Below are 20,557 nucleotides of genomic sequence, written 5' to 3'. Positions count from 1 at the left end.
GGGACAGTTACCCCGACGACAACAGGGGCAACAATCGCATTAAGTTAGGAGAATGAGTGTGGTAGATACATTTAGAATTTATAAAAAAGATGGAACAAAAGTAGTGGAGGGCATAAGCCCTCTTTCTATCACTGGTATTGCAGCAAATACACAAGTAGCAAAGGGAGACTATCAAGCAACTCGGTTGGTTAATGATGATGAATCAATGAAAGTTGATATCCCGGCATTTAAGACATTGGCTGAGCAAGAACCGGAAACATCCGGATTTGATCCTGAAGGAGATGTAAAGCCAACAAATGCGAATACCGTTGAAGAAATAAAAGCATGGTTGACAGCACATGGTATTGATTACACCGGAAAGACGCTTAAATCAGATTTGCTTGCATTAGTACCAGCATAGGTTTTTAGAGGACTGTAGTAGTCCTCTTTTTTATTTGAAAATATTAGGAGGAAATTATAGATGGCAGAAGTAGAAAAAACAAGTTTAGCGTTAAAAGGAAAAGATGGAAAGAAAACCCTATATGAAAAGAAGTCATTAACAGCTGGCGATGTAATGAAAGCTTTAGAGTGTCAAGAAAAGATGTATGCAAAAGACATGACAATTAGAAAGCAGTTGGAAGAACTGATTAGTTTTAATGTCGAACTTTTTGATACTAAAGAAGTTACTAGAGATAGTATTTTAGCGGGACTATCTAACTTGGAAGTTTTTCCGTCTCTTAACGCTACAGTAATGGATGTTTTAGGATATGACGAAACTGCAGAAACAGATGAAAAAAAGTAACGCCGACTGAAGCGAAAGAAAACCTTCTAAGTTTGTATCGATCGCTCGTGGAAGCAGGATGGACAGTTCAAGATATTGAAAATACGAGCTACAAAAGACTCATACAAGTGGTTTGCACTAAAGAAGTAAGTAAAGAGACTAAAGAAGTCGACCTAAAAGACTTCGTCAAATCTATTTAGGAAAGGAGGAAAATTATGGCAAACGGAAAACCGTTAGGCAATATGAAGGTTATCTTAGACCTAGACAGTTCTGCCTTTTCAAAAGGACTCGATGGAGCAAAAAAAAGTGTTGCGTACAATATGAAAGCCATGCAATCACAGATGAAAGTAATGAATTCATCGGGTGATAAATTGGGCGCTTTGCAAACAAAATACGACGGACTTAGCAAGACGCTTAGTTCCAATGAAAAATACATGGGCAAGCTAAAGGAACAGTATGATAAAAGCTTCGATGCAAATGGAAAGGCAACTACTGCTACTGCAAAATATGCTAGTGAATTGAATCAAGCGATAGCTAAATCAGCTAGTTTTGAAGCGCAAATGAAAACGACAGTAGGTCAAATGGCGCGTGTTAAAGTTGAGACAGAGGGAATAACAGGGAAGCTAAAAACACAATCTGAGCAGTGGATTAAATCGGGTAAGAAAATTGAATCATTTGGTCAAAAAGTATCAGGTGTAGGGACTGCTATGACGGTTGGAGTTACGGCGCCTTTACTTGCTGGATCAGCAGCGGTTACAAAAGCAGCTATTTCATGGGAAAGTGATTTTGCCGGTGTCAAAAAGACCAATGACGAAGTTGTTGACTCGAATGGAAACGTGACATATTCCTACGCGGACTTAGAGTCAGGCCTTCGAGATTTAGCAAAACAGTTACCTTCAAGCCATTCGGAAATTGCTAAAGTAGCAGAAGCAGCCGGGCAATTAGGAATCAAAACTCAGAATGTAAAATCATTTACTAAAACGATGATCGATTTAGGCGAGTCAACGAATATGTCTGCTGAAACGGCAGCAACTTCGTTGGCTCGTTTTGCGAATATTACACAAATGAGTCAGAAAGACTTTGATAAACTCGGTTCAGCAATTGTAGACTTAGGAAACAATTATGCCACTACGGAATCAGAGATAACAGAGATGGCTCTGAGAATCGCTGGTGCCGGTAAACAGGTAGGAATGAGTCAAGGTGATATCCTTGGTTTTGCTACAGCATTGAGTTCTGTTGGTGTTGAAGCTGAAGCTGGTGGTTCAGCGATATCAAAAGTAATGGTTCAAATGCAATTAGCCGTTGAAAAGGGCGGAAATGCTTTTGATGAGTTAAAGGGTCATGCACAAGATCAAGGTGTAGCATGGGAAACCGTTGTTCATGCTGTACGAGATGGCGGTAAAAGTCTAAAAACGGTCGCTGGGCAGATGGGATTCACCTCTTCCGAACTTAAGAAGATGTATAAGGAAGCAAACAAATCTGCTGGATCATTAGATAACTTTGCAAATGTTGCTGGGGTAACTAGTACGCAATTTGAAAAAATGTTCAAAAAAGATCCTTCGAAAGCAATCATGAAATTCATACAAGGCTTGGCTGGAGCTGAAAAGCAAGGAACATCTGCAATTAGAATGTTAGATGACATGGACATCAAAGAAGTTCGTCTACGAGATAGCTTGTTACGTGCTGCAAATGCCAGTGGTGTCTTCGACAACGCAATTAAGCAAGGTAATAAGGCTTGGAAAGAGAACTCAGCATTAACAGCGGAAGCTAACAAACGGTATGAAACTACTGAATCAAAACTCAAGATGTTGAAAAATGAAGCAATTGATGCAGCGATTGATCTTGGCGGTCCATTTGTGGATGCCTTAAGAGACGGTTTAAAAGCTGCTAAACCTTTAGTAAAAGGATTAGGAGATTTGGCAAAAGGCTTCTCAGGGTTAAGCAAAGAGCAACAAACGAGTATTTTGAAGTGGGGCGGTGTAGCTGTTGCTGCTGGTCCAACATTAAAACTACTTGGTACTGGGGCTACATTAATAGGTAAGACTCAAACTGCTGTCGGCAAATTGACTGGCGGAATTGTAGACTTAGCCGCTAAAGCAGCTGAGAAAAAGGCGCTGGCTAGTTTTTCTAGTGGACTTTTATTAGCTGGTGAATCTGCTGGCAAAATTGGTCCACAAATGGCAACTGCTGGAACTCAAATTTCAAAATTTGGAACTGCTGCTACTAATGCGGCAGGAATCAGTGGAATTGGTGCTTTCACCGGCGCACTAGGAGCGTTATCTCCTGTTCTTATTGGAGTTGCGGGTGTTGGAGGAACTTTAGCGCTTGGATATGGAGCATGGAAGTTATTCGGCGAAGAGGCATGGAATTCTGCGCAACGTGTAGGTCAGTGGGGAACAGACGTAGGAAAAACAACAGATACGGTTTTAGATAAAGTACAGACCAACACACAAACTGCCAGTGGTCAGTTCGGATTAATGCAACAAGGATTTGCGACAGATTCTGGTCAAATGATTAAAAACTTTGAAACCATTGGACAAACCATAGAACAGAGTTTGATTAATAAAATTGATGGATTAGATAAGTTAATAAAAGAGTTACCTGGATCAGTTGATATAGCTACCAAAGAAATGGTTGAAGATGAAAAAGAAAAAGCTGAAACTGCATTAAAAACGATTCAAGAGAATACTGCAAGAATATCTGAGATTAAAAAGAATGCTGCTAATAACGACCGTGAACTTAGTGTAAATGAAGCGAAAATAATTAAAGACTTAGCTGAAAACACGACTCGAGCATACGTTGATACTCTTGATGTTTCTGCAAAAGAAAAGAAAAAGATACTCGCTGCAATGAACGGTGATGTTTCGAAAGCGTCCGAAGGAGAAGCCAAGCTTTGGTTGCAATCCTTAGGAAAACAGAGGCAAGCGGCTCAGGAGCATGCTCAAAAAGGCCGAGAAGAGAAAGAAAAGTACCTGAAGGACTTAGGTTACAATCTCGATGGGGAATTTGCTCAAAAATTTCTTGCTGCTTGGGATGAAATTAATCAAACTACTACAGATGGATTCGATGCACAAATAGCAACGATTGCAAAAAAATATCCAGAATTATCTAAAGAAGTTTACTTCGCAAACGGACAACTAATTAGTAGCATGGGTGAAGCTGGAACTGAAGCTATAAAAATGAATGATGAAATTCTTCGGAACTCGACAAGCATGGCTAATCAAATAGCTGAAAATGCTAAGAAGAATGCAGACAAGTTGTCATGGACTGCGAATGAATCTAGTGAGCAAGGGAAAAAGGCTTCTCAATTGTGGAATTCTTTAGTTTTTGATGAAAAAACGGGAGAAGTAAAAACTAATGCTAAAGATGAAGTAATCGAGGCCACAAAAGATAGTGCTAAATGGGATGATTTGCGTTTTGTTATTCATGATGCAAAGCTAAACTCTAATGCGAAATTAATTGTTGGAGAGGCAGCTATTGCAAATAACTGGTGGGATGGAATGTCTTGGGAAGATAAAAAAGCTATTTTACAAGATAAGTTTTCCCAAACTATGTACAAAGCATTAGAAGACTCTGGAAAATGGAACGAACTTAGTCTAGAACAAAAAAATGCATTCTTATATTCTAATACTCCAGAAACCATGGCTGAGACAATGCTTAACTTAGGGTTATGGGATGAATACAAGCCACAAATAAAAGATCTAAAAGCGGATAACATTTCTTTTTTAGAAACCCTTAAAGGTTCAGAAGAAAAAATGAATCAATGGAACTCTCTTCCTGTTGATATAAAAAAACTGCTCGGCGATAATTACGATATTTTAGAAAAAATCTATAGTTCTGATCAATCATTTGCTCGTTGGAATTCCCTTCCAGATTCAGAGAAAAAAATATTAGCTGATAATGTTGATTTCTTGGGCAAATTGATGACTTCCGAAACAAGTATGAATCGATGGAATCAATTACCCGAACAAGAAAAAAAGATTTTAGGAAATAATTCCGACTTGCTAGATAAAGTGTTTGGTTCCGAAAAAACTTACGCTGCATGGCAATCAATTCCAGACAACATTAAAAAAATGTTAGCTGATAATATTGATTTAAAACAAAAAGTAAAAGACGGGTCTATTACTTTAGACGAATACAAAAAGATAGAACCTAATTTAAAAACACTCAAAGCCGATGATCAAGCATCTGACAAGATTGGAAAAGTTAGTAAAGATTTTGATGAATTCAATGAAAAGCCATCAGTGATTACAAAGACATTAAAATTCGTCGGAGATTTTGGTAAAGGTGTCAAAGAAGCGCTTGGATTTGAAAAAGGTACAAACTATCATTTAGGCGGTCCCGCAATTGTTAATGATCAACGAGGATCGCTATATAAAGAGTTAGTCATTCCGAAAGGTGGAACACCTTTTGTTCCACAGGGTAGAAACATTTTATTACCAGATTTGCCAAAAGGTTCAAAGGTTTTGAATGCTTCTAAAACAAAACAACTCATACCTCGCTATGCCGACGGTATAGGCGAAGTGATCACTTCTGGCTCTGAAATTACCGAACTTATCAGGGCAATAAATGAATTAATTCTGATGTTCAAAACCATGCAGCCTCAATCTATCGATTCAAACACAGTTGGAACGATGACTGAGAAATCAGTTATCCCCACTACACAAAGCTCCATAGCTTTAAAAACACTGACTATAGATCAATTGTTAGATCAAGGCGAACAATATACGATGATCGGCACAATGTGGATGACGAATCTTATGAATGGCTGGAATACAATTGTTCCGTCTTACATGAAGAGTGAGTCCGTATTTATTTCTAACTACTTAACCCAATTGAAAAATCAAAACAATCCGAATTATTTGCAAGGTGTTACGTGGAATAGAAACTTGATGAATGGTTGGAACAGTTTAACAGGAACATTTATCAATCTAATCAAGACCTTCTGTAATCAAGCGATGACGACTCTTCGGAGTTACAATACCCCTATGTACAACAATGGCCGTACTTGGCAACAGAATAATTTAAACGGTTGGAACTCGTTGTATGGATCATTTATAGTTAGAGTTAACCAATTGGGAAATGATTCGATTAGTAATTTACGATCGAAGAATGGTGGATTTTATAGCGCTGGTAGTTACTTGATGCAATCGTTAATCAACGGGTTAAACTCAATGGGTGGTTCGTTATCATCAACGATGAACGGTGTAGCGAACAAGATGGTTGGTGGAATCGGTAAAGGTGTCAATGGGGTAATCGGCGGTGTTAACTATGTTCTAAAAGAGGTTGAATCCGACAAGAAATTAGGAAACTGGACTGTTCCACAATATGCCAAAGGGACTGACGGACACCCTGGCGGATTGGCGATGATCAACGATCAAAAAGGTCCTGTTCATGAAGAGTATGTTCAGATGCCGGATGGCCAAGGCTTCATTGCCAAAGGAAAGGACCTATTGGTCAACCTTCCTAAAGGGACGCAAGTACTGAATGCAAGTCTTACTAAGAAATTAAAGAAAGGTTTCGATATTCCGCATTATGCCAATGGAACGGATGACTTTGATATCTTTGATTTGATTGATGATGAGGGAGCGTTTAGGAAAGTTGTAGACCAAAGAATTGACTACAATAGTATCGCGGAACCTTGGAAGAGAATGACAAAAGATGGCGTTAAGTTAATGACAAGCGCGGCCTATCCTTTTGCACAAAAGCAAGTCGAAGATTCGTTTGGTGGTGGCAGTTTTGATGGAGCTATGAATGCCAATAATGTATACCAATACTTAGTGGATATTGCACAAAAAGTTATGTCAAAATTTGGAGGACTAACTATCACTTCTGGTTATAGACCGGGAGATCCTTATTGGCATGGTAAGCATCAAGCATTAGATATCTCTGGGTATCCTTACGGAAGTCCTAGATACACGGAAGCTGCAAATTGGGCCTTCGAGAAATTCCCTAAACAGATTGCTTATGTGATTACGAATGGTAGAGTACGTGACCGTGTGGGAATGTCAGGCCAAGCTGCAACAGGACAATGGGTCCCTTGGCCAGATGGCGATCATTATGATCATATTCATTTGAACGGTTCTTTGGGATCAGGAAACATTTTTAAAGCTGGAACGGATGTGGCAGGAGGACTTCCTACACCAAGTGGGGCTTCTGTTGAACGTTGGCGTCCTTCTATTAAGAAAGCACTTAAAATGAATGGACTGCCTACTTCTCAAGCATATGTGAATGCCTGGATGTCTCAGATTCAGACCGAATCAGGAGGAAATCCTTCAGCAATTGGAGGTAATGATGGTCTGGCTGACGGAAACGCAACTGGATTATTACAGACTAAACCAGGAACTTTTGCTGCAAATGCTTTTCCAGGACACGGTAATATTATGAACGGTTTTGATAACATGTTGGCAGCAATCCGTTATGCTAAAAATCGATACGGAGCGAATATGCTAGGTGTGATCGGCCGAGGACATGGTTACGAAAATGGGGGCTTAATCAATAAAGATGGTCTTTATAGAGCAGGTGAAGGAAACAAACCGGAAATGGTGATTCCCTTAACTCGCAAAACGAGAGCGATAGAACTAATGGGACAAGCTTTAGCATTTCTGGCTGGGGATAATAAAAATAGTTCGAAACAGTCCGCTGGCGTTGATAATACAGCAGAGTTGGTAACACTGATTAAGCAACAACAAAAGCAACATAGTGATCTGATGCGAATTTTGAGAGCGATATTGAGCAAGGAAAGTGGAATAACCAGTGAAGCGGTTGGAAATGCTGCAAATGATTTGATGGGGAGCGATTTGAATAAATTAGGCTATACGATAGGAGGTGGCTTCTAATTGTTCTACAAGTTATTGATTAATCAGAGTGGAAATCTGTTTGATCCACAAGTTAAAGATAAAATAGTCTGTAAAGAAATAAAGAGACAGGCTCCTATATACGAAGTTAAGTATGAAGAGTTTGAAGGGACGAATGGAAGCAGAGAATCAAATGCCTCCTTTCGTCCTTTCGAGTTAGTTCTTACTTTTGACATATTCTATAAAAATGAATATGACAAAGAACTGATTGTATCAGAACTGCATCAAATTTTTATTCCTGGTTTTCAGTATTATGTGACACATGAACTGAGTCCAGGAAAAAGATTTAGAGTGAATCCAGTTAATTTTGAACTTACTGAAGAAGAAAATGATTACTCGACTATAGAAATCACCTTCGATGTTCCTAGTGCTTGTTCTGAATCTCTCTCAACCACACTGTCAGAATTTAGCTTATCGAACGAGTGGCAGTTCTCACAAAATCTTGAAGCTGCGGATTATAAGTACAGTTTTGATGTAAGCCGTTTCCAAGTATTTAATGCTGGAGATTTTGCGATTGATCCAAGAGAACATGCTTTGAAAATCACTCTTCAAGGTGAGTCGCTGGGTAATGCTACAATTTTCAACCGAACGACTGGCGATCGATTTATTTACTATCCTGAATTTTCAACAAATTTAGGACAGACTGTCACGCTAGACCGTGTGTACCCTAAACTAAATGGTATTAATCGCGGTATTGACACAAACTTAAGTCTGATCACTTTAGTTCCTGGGATTAACGAAATAGAAATTCAAAATGTTGCAAACGTGAAATCAACTTGGGATTTCCGTTACTTGTATAAGTAGGTGATAAAGTGACAAATATCATCATTCAGAATTACGAAAAGACAAAAAAGGAGATCCTTGTTGATTATAACAAGGACTCTTTTTTTGAGAATTGGCAACAGAATGAAACATGGGAAGTTAGCTTAGATGTGACTAAGACAGAAGTAAACAGCCATGTTTTCGACCTTATTGATTATGAAAATTCTGTTTTATTCAATGGTCAAGAGTTCATTATCAAATCTATGACGACCTCTGGCGAAGGGGCACAAGTAACTAAGAGTATTACTGCTACGCATGTTTACTACACGATCCAAGATGGAAGGCAATACAATACTCTGCAGCCGAACGGAGCGAAAAGTATACAACAACTACTTTCTCATATCTTCAGCGCAGGAAATCGAGGATTCACTTGGGAAGTTGTGGATGCAAATAAAAAGTTTCTAACTGTAGAACAAGAAAACTTTGGCAATGCGAATTACTTAAAGTTGATTGAAGAAATATTGAGTGATTATGATGCGGTGGTAATCCCTGATAATAAACATTTAACATTCTATCCACGCTCAGAGTTCGGGGATAAAGTTCAGGAGCAGATTCGATACAAATACAACACAGATTCAGTGAAGTTCGATATAGACACCTATTCGTTGAAAACGCAGATTAAAGGCTTTGGTAAGAAAAAGGAAGATGATACGTATTATTTCTCTCCAATTACTTACACTTCTCCCGAATCGGAGAAATGGGGAATACGGATACAAGACCCGGTAGAAGATGAGCGATATACAGTCTCGGGGAACATGTCGGAACGACTAAAAAAAGATTTACAAGACTATCCTTCAATCAGTGGTTCAGTAACCTTAAAATGGCGGATTACTCCACAAAAAGGTGACTATGTACCTTTTATTTACGAACCGTTAAATATAAAAACGTACATTCAAATTGTGGGAATTAAGACGTACCCTGCATTGCCTAATAAACCGCCTGAAATCACGTTATCAAATACGAAGAAAACAATGACATCAATACTAGCAAACTTAGCTAGGAAAGGAGTGATTTAGTGGAACTACTAAAACTCATTAAAAATCGGATTTCAACAGAATGGAAAAAAACGTTCAACGATAATGTGGATATTTTGAACGGTATTACAAGTGACCAAAATCAAAAAATTGACGTCGTTGACAAGAGAATTGATAATCTAGTCTTGCATAGCGGCGGAGATTCACCTAATGAAGTGGTAGATGCTCGTGTTAATAATGAGGGTAAAACCTACGAAACCCTTGAATCCAGATTGCTTGCTGCAGAAAACAAAAATGATGAAAATGTATCTGATTTATGTTTGGCACAAAGCAATCAGAAAAAACAAATAGCTCAACTAAACGAAGTGATTCGCTTGTTGTATAATTCCAACGGATCTAGCATCTCTCTCTATGTGTCTGATGAAACCGGAAGTGACGAAACAGGAGATGGAACAGAAGCAAAGCCGTTTAAAACAATCCAAACCGCTGTCAATCAAATTCCTTTTATCAATAGTTCAAGTACTACTATTTTTATCGATGCAGGAGTGTATTTAGAAGACGTAAAAATTTCGAATGTCATTGCACCTAAAATCAGTTTTCGATCAATTCAGCAGCCGATAAGTAGTACAGAAGGTATAGGGGATAGTGAATTGCCTGTTAAGGTACGTTCCATTTGGGCCTCCAATTGTACATCTCAATTTTGGTTATACGGCATTCAATTTGTTGATCAAATTAAAACTGCCAGCATCAAATACAAGTATGCTGTAGCTATTACTGATTCTGGATCTATGACAGTTGAAAAGTGCGCATTTAGAGAAAATACGAAAAGTTTAACTGATCATAGAACGGTTCAAACTTCTGGAAATTCAAATTTGCACTTTATGAAGAGCGATATTAGAAATCAAAATATAGCTTTTTATGCGGATACTGGTTCAGAATTACGAGTTGGAGGTAATAACTCTGGAGCGGCCAACAATGTTGTCGCTTGCGCTGAAAATTCGACACTCAGAACTAATAATAACGTGGCTGGAACTACTCTTAACCAAACAATAGGATCAGGACTGATAATCGCCAAAGGGACGGTGTTATAATTGTTTAAAACACGCGAAGAGCTCGTTGTAATTCAAGCTGAAGCAACCACTCCTATACCTACTGGTGTGGTTTTTTGGTCCCACGACAAAGGGACTGCTAAACTGATCATTCAGTTGAAAAAAGATCATATAAATCAGACCTTACCTCAAGGAACAACCGTTCCGATCCTTTTAGAGTTCAATTCAGACACAGCAGCTAAGGGAAAAGGACGTCACATTTACCATGCCGTAATTGAGAATGCTTTAGAAGGGATAGTTTCTATTGTTTTAGAAGACAATATTTTGGGTTATGTTGGCCGTGTAGATGGCTCGGTTTATATTGAATTACCTGATTCGCGATCACTTGATACTGCCGGCCGGTTCTCTTTTGACGTTAAACGAAGCCCGATCGATGATGATGTTCCTGAATTGGAAGATTATTATTGGCAAGGATTCAGTGAGATTAACAAAGAATTTGTCGACATGAAGAAGAAGCTGGACAAGGCTATCATTGATTTTGGAGGAGAAAAGAATGAAATCGTTAAAGAATTTCATAGAAAATTTACTGAAGTGAACACAGCTTTATCCACTGCTTTAACTGAATTTGAAAAGGGAAACTTTTACCCTAAACCTGAAGCAGATGACCTTTTTTTTAGTAGCGAAGATTTGGCGACTGAAAAAGAAGCAGAAGCTGGTGAAGATAATACTAAACCGATGACGCCACTTAGAGTATCCCAAGCTATAAGCAAATGGGTAGCGAACAAGTTTATTAGCTTATCTGGGAACGATACAATTTCGGGTACTAAAGACTTCGTTGGAAACCTCCTAGTGAATAAAAAAAGAGTACTAACAGTAGACGATTTACCATCCGATAGTGTTAATTTGTCCGTCGTTAATGGAAATTCTGGAAATGCTAGATTATACTGGCAAGGAAAGTCTGTCACCATCTATTTTACGGCACTAAATGGAAAAAGTGGTGGCGGAAATGATTCAACGATTTTAACTATTCCGGAAGGTTGTAGACCACCGACTGGTTTTGAAAAGCTAATTGGATCTATTGACCGTTCGGCACTGAATTCAGCCCAAATATCAATTGGTGCAGACGGCGTTGTGAGATGGCGACGTAATTCTAATTACGCATCAGATTATACATTTGAAGTTACTTTCGTCAGGGCTTAAAGGAGGAGTATTTATGAAAATCGCATATAAACCGTTGGAACCTTTTGGCTTTGAACAGATCATTGTTGAAGATTCAGAAAAAATTCCAGTTGGCTGTACTGAAATTGAACCTCCAGTTCCGAGCTGGAAACCAAAATTTGATTTTAAAAATAATAGATGGATTGAAATGGCAACAGATGAAGAGAAGAAAGGTAGCGCTGTTGATGACGTCACCGAACTAGAGAAACTGAAAAGAGAAAACGAAGAGTTAAAAAAGGCGGCTGAAGAACAAGCAATTCAAATGACGGATACGCAACTAGCGATAGCCGAGGTTTATGAGATGTTGGTTCCTGCAAGCAAGGAGGCTAAATAAATGGCGAATATCTATGTCAGTTTGATCCAGAAAGGTCTGAGAACTATTGAAGAAGTACCTAAAACAATCAGAAAAGAAGTTCAAGCAATCTTGGACGCAGAAATTGCGGCTTAGGATTGCTTTTTATTTGCTCAGAAAAGAGGTGAATACAATGGCAGTAGTCTACGCGACGTTGATTATCAAAGGTAAGAAGACGATCGAACAAGTACCTGGTCTGATCCGAGAACAAGTGAGAGAAATCTTACTGGATATGGATTTACCAGAATTAGCAGAGTAGCACACTTTCGAGTGTGCTTTTTATTTTTAGAAAAGTTGGTGAGTTATGAAAGAGGATGCCTTACAGGATGTCGTAGAACGATTGGTTCGTATTGAAACAAAATTGGATAACTACGAAATATTGAGAGAAAAAGCAGACAGCGCAAAAGATGTTGCCGACAAAGCGCATGCCTTAGCAATTAACAATGCGGAAGACATAAAGGAAATGAAGGCAAACAATAAATGGTCATGGGGGTACATGATCGGTTTAGGTATTACTATATTAGGCTATTTCTTAACTAAGTTATAGGAGGTGAATCGCATGCAAAATAGGACATTTGAAATTCTTAAATGGATTGCATTAATTGTTATACCTGCATTGGCCACTTTTGTTGGCTTAGTAGGAAAGGCAGTCAACTGGGAATATACCGATGTTGTAGTAATTATCATTACTGGATTAGGCGCTTTTCTGGGAACAGTTTTAGGGGTGTCCAACCGGACATACAAGATGTTTCCCGATGATGAAAAAGAATAGTAGGAGGACTAGAATGAAAAAGAAAATTACTTTATTGAGCCTTTTAATGGCTCTTTTTTTATTGCCGATTCATGGGCTTGCGTACACGGTTAACAACGAATTTAATTTAGGACCTGGTGAAGGGAGTTCAATTCGAGCAAATCCAAATTATATTGTGGCGCATGATACTGCAAATCCAAATGCAACAGGTCGTAACGAAGCGACGTTCATGAAACGGAATTGGGCAAATGCCTATACTGCTTATATCGTTGGGGATGGAATTGTTTACCAAGTAGGTGAACCAGGATATGTGCAGTACGGAGGTGGTTCGTATGCGAATTCCAATTCTCCCGTACAAATTGAGTTACAAGCCACACCCAACCCAGCGCTCTTTAAACAGAACTATAAAGTTTACATTGAATTAATTCGTGACAGTGCGAAACGGTTTAATATTCCTCTTACTGTAGACAGTCCAGTAGGCGGCAAAGGGGTCATCAGTCACCAATACATTTCTACGAATTGGTGGGGCGATCATACGGACCCGTATGGCTATTTAGCAAGTCAGGGTGTCTCCCAAGCGCAATTTGCGCATGATGTGAAGTATGGTTTTGAATCAAATCAAAACAAACCTGCGCCGACACCAAGCAAACCTGTAGATCCAACTACCGCAGGCTCAGGATATTCTGTACTGAACGATGGCAAAGGCAACCATGCTCATGTTGATCAATGGGGGAGAATCGGAAACACCTTGAAGGCTCGTGGTTGGCATATCGCTAATTACAAGTATCAATATGTATTTATTATTGATCGGACCACTGGCAAAGAATTGGCACGACAAAAAGCACCTGGAGTAGCGAGACCAGATGTGAACGTAGCCTATCGTACAACGGGAAGTGTTGGCTACGATGTGAACTTCAATGCGAAACAATTTAGTGGCAAGTCAGTAATTGTTATGACTCGTGCAACAAATGATGCTACTGGTAATGTCAGTGGTGGTCATCAAGATTTCTATGAGACTCGCTGGTATCACGATATTAAGTAAAGGAAAATACCCTCTGCAGCCTTAGTTGGTTGTAGAGGGTATATGTTAGTCTAATTACTTTTGTAGATTCAATTATTTGTCTAATTTTTTCTTAACGTCATCCGTAATATCTTCAACTTTTTCTTTTGCGTCTGCCGCTACTTCTTTTACTTTACCAACAGCTTGATCAAGTAGGCCTTCCGCTTTCTTTTTGTTATCACCAGTTACTTTTCCAGTGGTTTCTTTCGCTTTACCCTTAGCTTTGTCCGTAAAACCTTTGTCTGTCATAATAAAGCCCTCCTTTTATTTCTAAGCATATTATAGTAGTAGTTCAAAAGTTAAAGCAAATCATATACATTTAAGGTTAAAAATAATAAATATCCAAGCAAGCAAGGGCCTTTATTTTTATATCAATAAGTTAGAAAATAAGAAGAGACCGCTTGCAAAAAGGAAGTTATAAAGGTATAAATATAGGTGAGGTTTTCGTGAAACCTTACTTCTTTCATAACTAAGTTTCATTCTGATAGCAACCAGTCATGTGCAGGCTGGTTGTTTTTTAGTGTATCTTACATTTCCATGAGTGTATCATTTGCAAAGAAAACGATTTCTATGTAAATTTAAGGTCATGGGAAATAAATGCCCATAAGAAAAGAACGTCAGATGCAGCTACTAGAGTAAGTAGACTGTGGGGAAGATCTGACGTTCTATTTCTTTATTTTAACATGAAGAAAAAATAATCATAGTTATTTTAAAAGTATCCCTAGTTCAATTTGGTAGAATACCCCGGTTCATATCGGAAGATGCGGGTTCGAGGCCTGCGGGGTACGTAAAAGATTGTTTATGAAAAATAATATTACGTTTTCATTACAGTTGCGTGCTGAATTGTTTACATAATCGATGTTTATTGATAGTATGAGAATGAAAAGGGAGTGAAAACAATGTGTACTGTACAGCATGTAGCTAGATACATCATAGAGAATGTTGGCTCTATGACTACAATGAAACTACAGAAGCTGACCTACTATTGTCAAGCTTGGTCGTTGGCTTGGGACGAAGAGCCTCTTTTTGATGAGGATTTTCAAGCGTGGGCCAACGGTCCGGTGTGTCCAGAACTTTTTAATAAACATCGTGGCATTTATAGAGTTGATGAAGAATTTCTAAGTGAATACTCTGATCATAATTTTACAGATGAACAATTGGAAACAATGGATACTGTCTTAGATTTTTATAAAGAACATGGCTCGCACTATTTGAGTGAATTAACCCATAAAGAACGCCCTTGGAAAGAAACTAGGGGAGACTTACCTAGCGGCGAATCGAGCAATGATGTAATTGAAAAAGACCTGATGATGGAGTATTACGCTAGTTTGTAATGGGAAATAAGAGAGTAAAACAGAGGGAAAAACCTTCAAAGAAAAAAGTAATACAAGCAGAAGAAATATCTCCTAAAGAAGCAAAAAGTGTAGTCGATGCACGGGCCTATCTAAATAGTAAGCCAGTTTGGAAGTTCAAGAGAATTGATCACACCCATGAAAAATGGAATTTTAATAACTGTTCCGATATGGGGTCAACATTAAAAAAGTTAGCAGATTTTGAAAGTATGACTTGGAATGATATTCAAGTTAATGCAAAAAAAAATAATCATTTTATTAATGTGTCTGATATGATTAAGGAAGCTGGCCAAAGGTTGGATTATTTAGGTATTGTCGAAGATCAATTATTTTCTCTCAGAATAACTGGGAAAATGAGAATTTTTGGTATTCTTCGAACAGGAGAATTCGAAGTGTTATGGCTCGATTGTGACCATGAAATTTGCCCTTCAAAAAAGAAGCATACTTAAGACCCTAGCAAGAGCTAAGACCTTTTTTCTATTGAACATGTAAGCGTTACATTGTATAATAGCATCAATCCAAGAAAATCTTTATTTTCTACAAGGAGCATTCGAGTAATCGGGTGCTCTTTTTGTGTTAAGATAGTATAATTCTTGTTGCTGAAAACGTTTTATGCTAAACTAACAATCAGAAACTATCCATTTCTACTCCCTTTTAGGGAGGGCAGGCACCCTGGCGATAGGTGCCTGTTTTTTTTATTGCACTGAAACCTAAAAGTGATAAACTACTAAATAGAGAGTAGTCCACTCTCGCTTTCTTTTGCCCACTCTTTATCCTACTAGAGAGTGGGTATTTATATTCTCATCATTTCAAACTCCATCATAATCTTCGTCTTGCCAATGACCGCATATTTTTTCACCACAAACTGTTTCCTACTATTGTACTCCCCAGCAACAGCGATCCGCATTCCATCCTCTACATCTGCAAGAAAATTCAACGAGTGACCAGCAATCAAGCAGCTAGTATCATCAAGCTTAAAATAGATGAGGGGACGCTCCGAATACTTTAGAATCTTTACGCTACTCACAATACCATTCATGCTTAGCATTTAAACCACTCCCATATTTTAGTATGTAGTAATCAAAATTATGAAGACCGTTAGCTTTGCAACAATAAAACTCAAAACACTTTTCTCCAACTTCATATATTTGATTCGGTCCAAAATCCCATAGAATTAGTTGTAGTTTGGAGAAGGGAATATATCCTTGTTCATATTGAAAGATTGAATTCATGACTAAAACTCCTACTTTATCATTCCACGTTTTTCCAGATCGATTCCTTTGTAAGAATAAACTTTAATCCGTGAGTTTTCGCTGATAGCTCGAACCTCAAAATAAAAGATATGATCTTGACCATCAACACATTTATAACCCGGAACTCGAAAATTAGTTAGATTTCGTTTGTGCATTAAATATAATAATTCGTCTTGTAAAGCGAAAAGGGGGACATCTGTGATCACATAGTTCATAAAATCTTTAGTAAATCGCTCGCTATTTTCAGTGTGATAGTCAAACCCAAGATCATCTGTATTAAGCATTAGGAAATACAACTCCATTTCATGCAATCGGCGATTTGAATATTATTGATAGAATCAATCGCAACGAGTTGCACTCCAAAATCAACGTCAGATACATAAAGTGTATTTCCATCATGACCTTCGACAACGCCTATTATATCTTCAAAAGCAGTGCCTTCATCATTTAATTCGGCAGTTTGGATTATCACTTGACTATGTGTTTTAAATGCAACATCAAGGACTTCACCAATTTCATAATCACTCATGGGTTCCTTTCGAAGCCACACTTTTGTTCTTACTGTATTATCTTTTTCCATCTCTGATGTATGCTCACTTAAATAGAATCCCATCCATTTCGCCATGCCTCTGTCGTCGTATCCTCTAACATAAGGGTCAGGATGATACGCCATAAATGCTTCGCCCATTTAAATCATCCTCTCAATTCAATTTTATAAACCGTCCAAACCACCAGCACCGCCAGCATGACCACCAACCAAACCAGCTCGCTTTATACTTCGTCCATTTTCTAATGTGGAACTTGCTTTTACAATACTGACAAATCCATATTTTTCACGTACTAAATCCATTGCTTTGTCAATTTTGATTCGTTTTTCTTGATCAGACGGATCTTCGAATAAGTCAAGTTGGGAACCACCATCATAAACAAGATTGGAGTAAGTTACACCAATGTTTCTAATGAACGAACGTCCATCATAAAACTTATTGAATAAGACCATCAAGTTATCTGTAAGTTCTTTGGTATCGTTAGTTGCTAATATTTTTGTCTGACGGCTAAAGCCTTTTGATGCCTCATCTCGACTATATCCGATGAACAGGTGAACTGTTGTCGCTTTGGCATCACGTCGTCTCAATCTGATAGCAACTTGTTCCGCCATTTCTCTTACTAAGAGTGGCATTTCGTACCCAGCGTAATCACGAGGTAGAACTTGACTATTACCAATATTTTTACTTTTTGGTATGTACGGCTTTTGTAGTCTTGATCGATCAATCCCGTTTACATGGTGATACAACTGGAGACCCATGATCCCAAATTTTCGATGCAACCTTTCAGGCGATGCATGTGCCAGTTCATTTATCGTCTTGATATTCATATTTTCTAGGTTACGTTTCATCCGCCCACCGATACCCCAAAAATCATCTAACTTTGGAATCGCCCATACTTTGGAAGGTACGTCTGAATAGTTCCACAATGCTCTCATGTTGTGGTTGTGTTTTGCTTCGTTATCGAGCGCCAACTTTGCGAGTAGGGGATTGCTATTTGACATCCCCACAGTGGAAAATATTCCGGTAGCTCGCAAAATATCTTGCTGAATACGCTGCGACACAATATCCAGTTTTTGAGAGCGACTTAAAGTTTCGTCAGGTACAAAATAGTTTAAAGATGCTGTTAAATCAACAACACCTTCGTCGATGGAATACCACATGATATCCTCATCAGCGGCATATTTGCGGACAACATTTTGTATTTTCAAGTTTTCAGCGATGTAGTATCGCATACGTGGTGGTGCCACGATCAAATCCTTTACACGAGGATTATCGATTTCTGTTGGCAAGTCCCATCGGCGCGCAACGTTTGTAATCCCTAATTCTTTTTTTGCAGCAGGAGAGCTCGCAAGAATCAAGCCTGACGTATTGTCTGCGGTGCTCATTACGATGAGCAATTCTTTTAAGGGATGTAATCCGCGAGAGACCAATTCACACGAGGCATAGAATGATTTCATATCAATAAAAGCATAATCTCGATGTGGTTCTAGCTCATACCTGAAATTAATATCAACCATAATAATTCTCCTCTCATGCACATTATACGAACATATGTTCTAAAATGTAAAGCGAACAGATTCTTAAGAATGAAAAAAGGGGCAAAAAAGGGGCAAAAAATGACTAATGGTTGATATAACATGACATCCTTTGGATAGTCATGGTTGCTAATTAACCCCTATATGACAGTGATTTATACTCGTTTAATACCTATTGAATAACGCGCCTATGACTACGTGCATTACACGGAAAAGCAGCTCGTATCAAAGAAATCCGTCGTTAATTCGAAAGATGTCTTTCGAACCCTTGAGAAATCAAGGGTTTTTTTTTATACCAAAAGAGCGGCCTAATTCTATAGGACCGCTCTCTTTTTAGTTATTTATCTGGCTGTTGCCCCTCATGAGCAGGCCATTGACAGTCCGTTAGCTGCATTTTTGTAAAAACCGCTTTAAATGAAGAGTCTTCGGGGGAGCAAGCATAGATGCCAAAGCGCACTTTACCATTTCCATTGATCAGATGGCAGATACGCATCTGCTGAAAATTTTCCCCATCCACAGAGCATTCAATGCGATAATCATCTTCTCGTCGGCTCAATCGGTACCACATGGAGTGGATAGAGGCCTCTATTTCCGTTGTCGCCCAATCGGAATACCCGTTATTCGTCACGACGCTTCCTAAATGCTGATAGGAGTCGTTCTCATATTCGATAGAGCCCTTTAACCAATTTTCGCTGTCTAAATACAGAACGATCCCGCATTGATCAAAGCGATGGTGACTTTCTGAAAACTCTGTTTTTACAATAAAACTGAAGTATTTTTCTTCGGTTTCCATTTGGAAAACGGGGGCATTGTCGTTTTGAAAATGATAATAGGTATTTTGCCAAAGGTCTGTGTGAGGCCTTGTGACGACCTCAATCCCCTCTGTTAACAAGGTGAAGCTTTCTGGGAAACGCGTCCAGGTAAAATTTTTTAAATCCATCAAATCGAAGCCCTCCTTACAGTTGTCTTATTAAAAGGGTAGCAAAAATCGACGCGATTCGCTAAGAAAAAGTTTATGCAAAGTAAGAGAAATCAACCACATCGAGACAAAACTTTGCAAACAATCCGCTAAATGCTATTCTAAGTAAATGGAGAACGGTTATTGGGAAGGGTGGAATGTATGAAGAAAACACGTGTACTCTATTTAGAAGTTGCGGAGAAAATAAAAGAGGATATTTTTTCTGGAACGTATCCAGTTGGAACGATGCTGCCGACCGAAACGGAGCTGGAGCAGCTTTTTAATGTAAGTAAGATCACCGTGAGAAAAGCGATTGAGCTACTGGCAGCAGATGAATACGTAGAGAAGAAAAGTGGAAAAGGGACGACTGTTTTGAGTGAGCGTCCTTATAATAAATTATCGAAAGCGATCAGCTTTACTCAGATTTTGGAAAATTCGAACTTAGCAGTCAAAAAGGTGATTTTGGATGTAAAGAAAGTAGCGTTGACGGATAAGGACAACGCGTTTAAGTATTTCGGCTCAGAGGCGATTTGCTTTCAACGGATGTATTCGCTAGATGGGAAACCGTACATTTATTTTACGCATTATTTGCCTACGGGATTGAAAAGGGTTACTAAAGAAGCGCTCGAGCAGGAATCACTGTATAGAATCCTTTATCAAAATGAATTGGATATTGAACGGTTTATGGATGATTTTGTGGCGATTGCCTTGACGCCAGAAGAGCAGACGCTTCTTCAAACAGAGGAACAGCTTGCGTTGAAAAGAATTCGGAAATCCTACGATTACAATGGAAAAGTGATTGAGTATTCAGAGGGGCTTTATAATACCTCTGATCATGCATACCAAATTGAATACGAGACATAAAACTGTGATGATTGTTCATCACAGTTTTTTTAATCGGATTAAAATCGCGAATATTCTTGTTAAAATGAAGGGCTAAGCGCGGTTGTTTTAGTTATATTCATTCAATATTTATAGAAATAAAATAAAAAATAAACTTGAAAAGCGTTTACAGCAAAAACTGAATATGGTACTATTCGTTTGTAAACATTATAACGTTATAAACGG

The 20,557-nt window shown here is 38.5% G+C and carries 21 protein-coding genes, 1 tRNA gene and 2 pseudogenes; 18 read left to right on the top strand and 6 right to left on the bottom strand.

The annotated features are described in order from the left end of the window. Window positions 1–58: 58 nt before the first annotated feature. The 14 genes and pseudogenes from IGI66_RS08720 to IGI66_RS08655 all read left to right on the top strand — a co-directional run bounded on the left by IGI66_RS08720 (window position 59) and on the right by IGI66_RS08655 (window position 13,825). A complete protein-coding gene (locus IGI66_RS08720) occupies window positions 59–400 on the top strand; it encodes a hypothetical protein (RefSeq protein ID WP_438848551.1) in 342 nt (113 codons plus the stop codon). Between the two features lie 60 nt (window positions 401–460). Then, the gene (gpG, locus tag IGI66_RS08715; RefSeq protein WP_270328852.1) at window positions 461–781 is read left to right on the top strand and encodes a phage tail assembly chaperone G; all 321 of its coding nucleotides are present in this window, start codon (window positions 461–463) and stop codon (window positions 779–781) included. 194 nt (window positions 782–975) lie between these two features. Continuing rightward, the gene (locus IGI66_RS08710) at window positions 976–7,599 is read left to right on the top strand and encodes a phage tail tape measure protein (RefSeq protein ID WP_438848548.1); all 6,624 of its coding nucleotides are present in this window, start codon (window positions 976–978) and stop codon (window positions 7,597–7,599) included. Further along, window positions 7,600–8,421 (top strand): phage tail domain-containing protein, encoded by an 822-nt coding sequence (locus IGI66_RS08705; RefSeq protein ID WP_438848546.1) that lies wholly within the window; start codon window positions 7,600–7,602, stop codon window positions 8,419–8,421. Window positions 8,422–8,429: 8 nt separating this feature from the next. Beyond that, window positions 8,430–9,455, top strand: a complete 1,026-nt coding sequence (locus tag IGI66_RS08700; protein ID WP_438848545.1) for a phage tail protein — start codon at window positions 8,430–8,432, stop codon at window positions 9,453–9,455. Next, window positions 9,455–10,504 (top strand): hypothetical protein, encoded by a 1,050-nt coding sequence (locus IGI66_RS08695; protein WP_438848543.1) that lies wholly within the window; start codon window positions 9,455–9,457, stop codon window positions 10,502–10,504. The genes IGI66_RS08700 and IGI66_RS08695 overlap by 1 nt, the downstream gene beginning before the upstream one ends. 66 nt (window positions 10,505–10,570) lie before the next feature. After that, window positions 10,571–10,900, top strand: a pseudogene (locus tag IGI66_RS08690) (BppU family phage baseplate upper protein); the annotation flags it as partial. A 465-nt stretch (window positions 10,901–11,365) separates the two neighbouring features. After that, window positions 11,366–11,662, top strand: a pseudogene (locus tag IGI66_RS08685) (BppU family phage baseplate upper protein); the annotation flags it as partial. Window positions 11,663–11,675: 13 nt separating this feature from the next. Continuing rightward, window positions 11,676–12,014: a hypothetical protein gene (locus IGI66_RS08680; protein WP_311854587.1), complete on the top strand. Its 339-nt coding sequence runs from the start codon at window positions 11,676–11,678 to the stop codon at window positions 12,012–12,014. Then, the gene (locus IGI66_RS08675; protein WP_016176407.1) at window positions 12,015–12,128 is read left to right on the top strand and encodes a CD1375 family protein; all 114 of its coding nucleotides are present in this window, start codon (window positions 12,015–12,017) and stop codon (window positions 12,126–12,128) included. It abuts the gene before it with no gap. Window positions 12,129–12,165: 37 nt separating this feature from the next. Continuing rightward, window positions 12,166–12,291, top strand: coding sequence for a CD1375 family protein (locus IGI66_RS08670; RefSeq protein WP_010740102.1), 126 nt, complete (start codon window positions 12,166–12,168; stop codon window positions 12,289–12,291). A 45-nt stretch (window positions 12,292–12,336) separates the two neighbouring features. Next, window positions 12,337–12,579 (top strand): hemolysin XhlA family protein, encoded by a 243-nt coding sequence (locus IGI66_RS08665; RefSeq protein WP_438848540.1) that lies wholly within the window; start codon window positions 12,337–12,339, stop codon window positions 12,577–12,579. Window positions 12,580–12,591: 12 nt separating this feature from the next. After that, complete coding sequence (locus IGI66_RS08660; RefSeq protein WP_438848538.1) at window positions 12,592–12,804, top strand: phage holin; 213 nt, start codon at window positions 12,592–12,594, stop codon at window positions 12,802–12,804. Window positions 12,805–12,817: 13 nt separating this feature from the next. After that, window positions 12,818–13,825, top strand: a complete 1,008-nt coding sequence (locus tag IGI66_RS08655) for an N-acetylmuramoyl-L-alanine amidase (RefSeq protein ID WP_438848536.1) — start codon at window positions 12,818–12,820, stop codon at window positions 13,823–13,825. Window positions 13,826–13,897: 72 nt separating this feature from the next. Here IGI66_RS08655 and IGI66_RS08650 read toward each other — a convergent pair whose 3' ends face one another. Next, window positions 13,898–14,092: a CsbD family protein gene (locus IGI66_RS08650; protein WP_070621707.1), complete on the bottom strand. Its 195-nt coding sequence runs from the start codon at window positions 14,090–14,092 to the stop codon at window positions 13,898–13,900. Window positions 14,093–14,558: 466 nt separating this feature from the next. On the opposite strand from IGI66_RS08650, the gene IGI66_RS08645 reads away from it, so the two are divergent. From IGI66_RS08645 to IGI66_RS08635, 3 genes are all read left to right on the top strand, one after another. Next, a tRNA-Met gene (locus IGI66_RS08645) sits at window positions 14,559–14,631 on the top strand. Window positions 14,632–14,793: 162 nt separating this feature from the next. Then, a complete protein-coding gene (locus tag IGI66_RS08640) occupies window positions 14,794–15,177 on the top strand; it encodes a Panacea domain-containing protein (protein ID WP_438848534.1) in 384 nt (127 codons plus the stop codon). Next, a complete protein-coding gene (locus IGI66_RS08635; protein WP_438848532.1) occupies window positions 15,177–15,644 on the top strand; it encodes a hypothetical protein in 468 nt (155 codons plus the stop codon). Before IGI66_RS08640 ends, IGI66_RS08635 begins: the two co-directional genes overlap by 1 nt. A gap of 344 nt (window positions 15,645–15,988) precedes the next feature. On the opposite strand, the gene IGI66_RS08630 is transcribed toward IGI66_RS08635, so the two are convergent. From IGI66_RS08630 to IGI66_RS08610, 5 genes are all read right to left on the bottom strand, one after another. After that, a complete protein-coding gene (locus IGI66_RS08630) occupies window positions 15,989–16,243 on the bottom strand; it encodes a hypothetical protein (protein WP_438848530.1) in 255 nt (84 codons plus the stop codon). Window positions 16,244–16,438: 195 nt separating this feature from the next. Continuing rightward, a complete protein-coding gene (locus IGI66_RS08625) occupies window positions 16,439–16,732 on the bottom strand; it encodes a DUF5960 family protein (RefSeq protein WP_438848528.1) in 294 nt (97 codons plus the stop codon). Then, complete coding sequence (locus IGI66_RS08620) at window positions 16,732–17,136, bottom strand: hypothetical protein (protein ID WP_438848526.1); 405 nt, start codon at window positions 17,134–17,136, stop codon at window positions 16,732–16,734. The genes IGI66_RS08625 and IGI66_RS08620 overlap by 1 nt, the downstream gene beginning before the upstream one ends. A 24-nt stretch (window positions 17,137–17,160) precedes the next feature. Beyond that, the gene (locus tag IGI66_RS08615) at window positions 17,161–18,513 is read right to left on the bottom strand and encodes a Y-family DNA polymerase (RefSeq protein WP_438848524.1); all 1,353 of its coding nucleotides are present in this window, start codon (window positions 18,511–18,513) and stop codon (window positions 17,161–17,163) included. A gap of 355 nt (window positions 18,514–18,868) precedes the next feature. Next, window positions 18,869–19,471, bottom strand: a complete 603-nt coding sequence (locus IGI66_RS08610; RefSeq protein WP_438848522.1) for a DUF1349 domain-containing protein — start codon at window positions 19,469–19,471, stop codon at window positions 18,869–18,871. Window positions 19,472–19,651: 180 nt separating this feature from the next. Between IGI66_RS08610 and IGI66_RS08605 the strand changes: the two genes are divergently transcribed. Then, window positions 19,652–20,353, top strand: a complete 702-nt coding sequence (locus IGI66_RS08605) for a GntR family transcriptional regulator (RefSeq protein WP_010780448.1) — start codon at window positions 19,652–19,654, stop codon at window positions 20,351–20,353. Window positions 20,354–20,557: the final 204 nt, after the last annotated feature.

Source organism: Enterococcus sp. AZ048, from assembly GCF_051715125.1.
Taxonomy (GTDB): Bacteria; Bacillota; Bacilli; order Lactobacillales; family Enterococcaceae; genus Enterococcus_A; species Enterococcus_A gilvus.
Note: the sequence above shows the minus strand (reverse complement) of the source record. Positions and strands in the feature narration are given on the sequence as shown.

What these genes read in the sequence shown, in the direction of transcription:
- gpG (WP_270328852.1), top strand. Translation starts at nt 461, where the DNA reads ATGGCAGAAGTAGAAAAAACAAGTTTAGCGTTAAAAGGAAAAGATGGA.
- IGI66_RS08710 (WP_438848548.1), top strand. Translation starts at nt 976, where the DNA reads ATGGCAAACGGAAAACCGTTAGGCAATATGAAGGTTATCTTAGACCTA.
- IGI66_RS08680 (WP_311854587.1), top strand. Translation starts at nt 11,676, where the DNA reads ATGAAAATCGCATATAAACCGTTGGAACCTTTTGGCTTTGAACAGATC.
- IGI66_RS08675 (WP_016176407.1), top strand. Translation starts at nt 12,015, where the DNA reads ATGGCGAATATCTATGTCAGTTTGATCCAGAAAGGTCTGAGAACTATT.
- IGI66_RS08670 (WP_010740102.1), top strand. Translation starts at nt 12,166, where the DNA reads ATGGCAGTAGTCTACGCGACGTTGATTATCAAAGGTAAGAAGACGATC.
- IGI66_RS08665 (WP_438848540.1), top strand. Translation starts at nt 12,337, where the DNA reads ATGAAAGAGGATGCCTTACAGGATGTCGTAGAACGATTGGTTCGTATT.
- IGI66_RS08660 (WP_438848538.1), top strand. Translation starts at nt 12,592, where the DNA reads ATGCAAAATAGGACATTTGAAATTCTTAAATGGATTGCATTAATTGTT.
- IGI66_RS08655 (WP_438848536.1), top strand. Translation starts at nt 12,818, where the DNA reads ATGAAAAAGAAAATTACTTTATTGAGCCTTTTAATGGCTCTTTTTTTA.
- IGI66_RS08650 (WP_070621707.1), bottom strand. Translation starts at nt 14,092, where the DNA reads ATGACAGACAAAGGTTTTACGGACAAAGCTAAGGGTAAAGCGAAAGAA.
- IGI66_RS08640 (WP_438848534.1), top strand. Translation starts at nt 14,794, where the DNA reads ATGACTACAATGAAACTACAGAAGCTGACCTACTATTGTCAAGCTTGG.
- IGI66_RS08635 (WP_438848532.1), top strand. Translation starts at nt 15,177, where the DNA reads ATGGGAAATAAGAGAGTAAAACAGAGGGAAAAACCTTCAAAGAAAAAA.
- IGI66_RS08630 (WP_438848530.1), bottom strand. Translation starts at nt 16,243, where the DNA reads ATGCTAAGCATGAATGGTATTGTGAGTAGCGTAAAGATTCTAAAGTAT.
- IGI66_RS08625 (WP_438848528.1), bottom strand. Translation starts at nt 16,732, where the DNA reads ATGCTTAATACAGATGATCTTGGGTTTGACTATCACACTGAAAATAGC.
- IGI66_RS08620 (WP_438848526.1), bottom strand. Translation starts at nt 17,136, where the DNA reads ATGGGCGAAGCATTTATGGCGTATCATCCTGACCCTTATGTTAGAGGA.
- IGI66_RS08615 (WP_438848524.1), bottom strand. Translation starts at nt 18,513, where the DNA reads ATGGTTGATATTAATTTCAGGTATGAGCTAGAACCACATCGAGATTAT.
- IGI66_RS08610 (WP_438848522.1), bottom strand. Translation starts at nt 19,471, where the DNA reads ATGGATTTAAAAAATTTTACCTGGACGCGTTTCCCAGAAAGCTTCACC.
- IGI66_RS08605 (WP_010780448.1), top strand. Translation starts at nt 19,652, where the DNA reads ATGAAGAAAACACGTGTACTCTATTTAGAAGTTGCGGAGAAAATAAAA.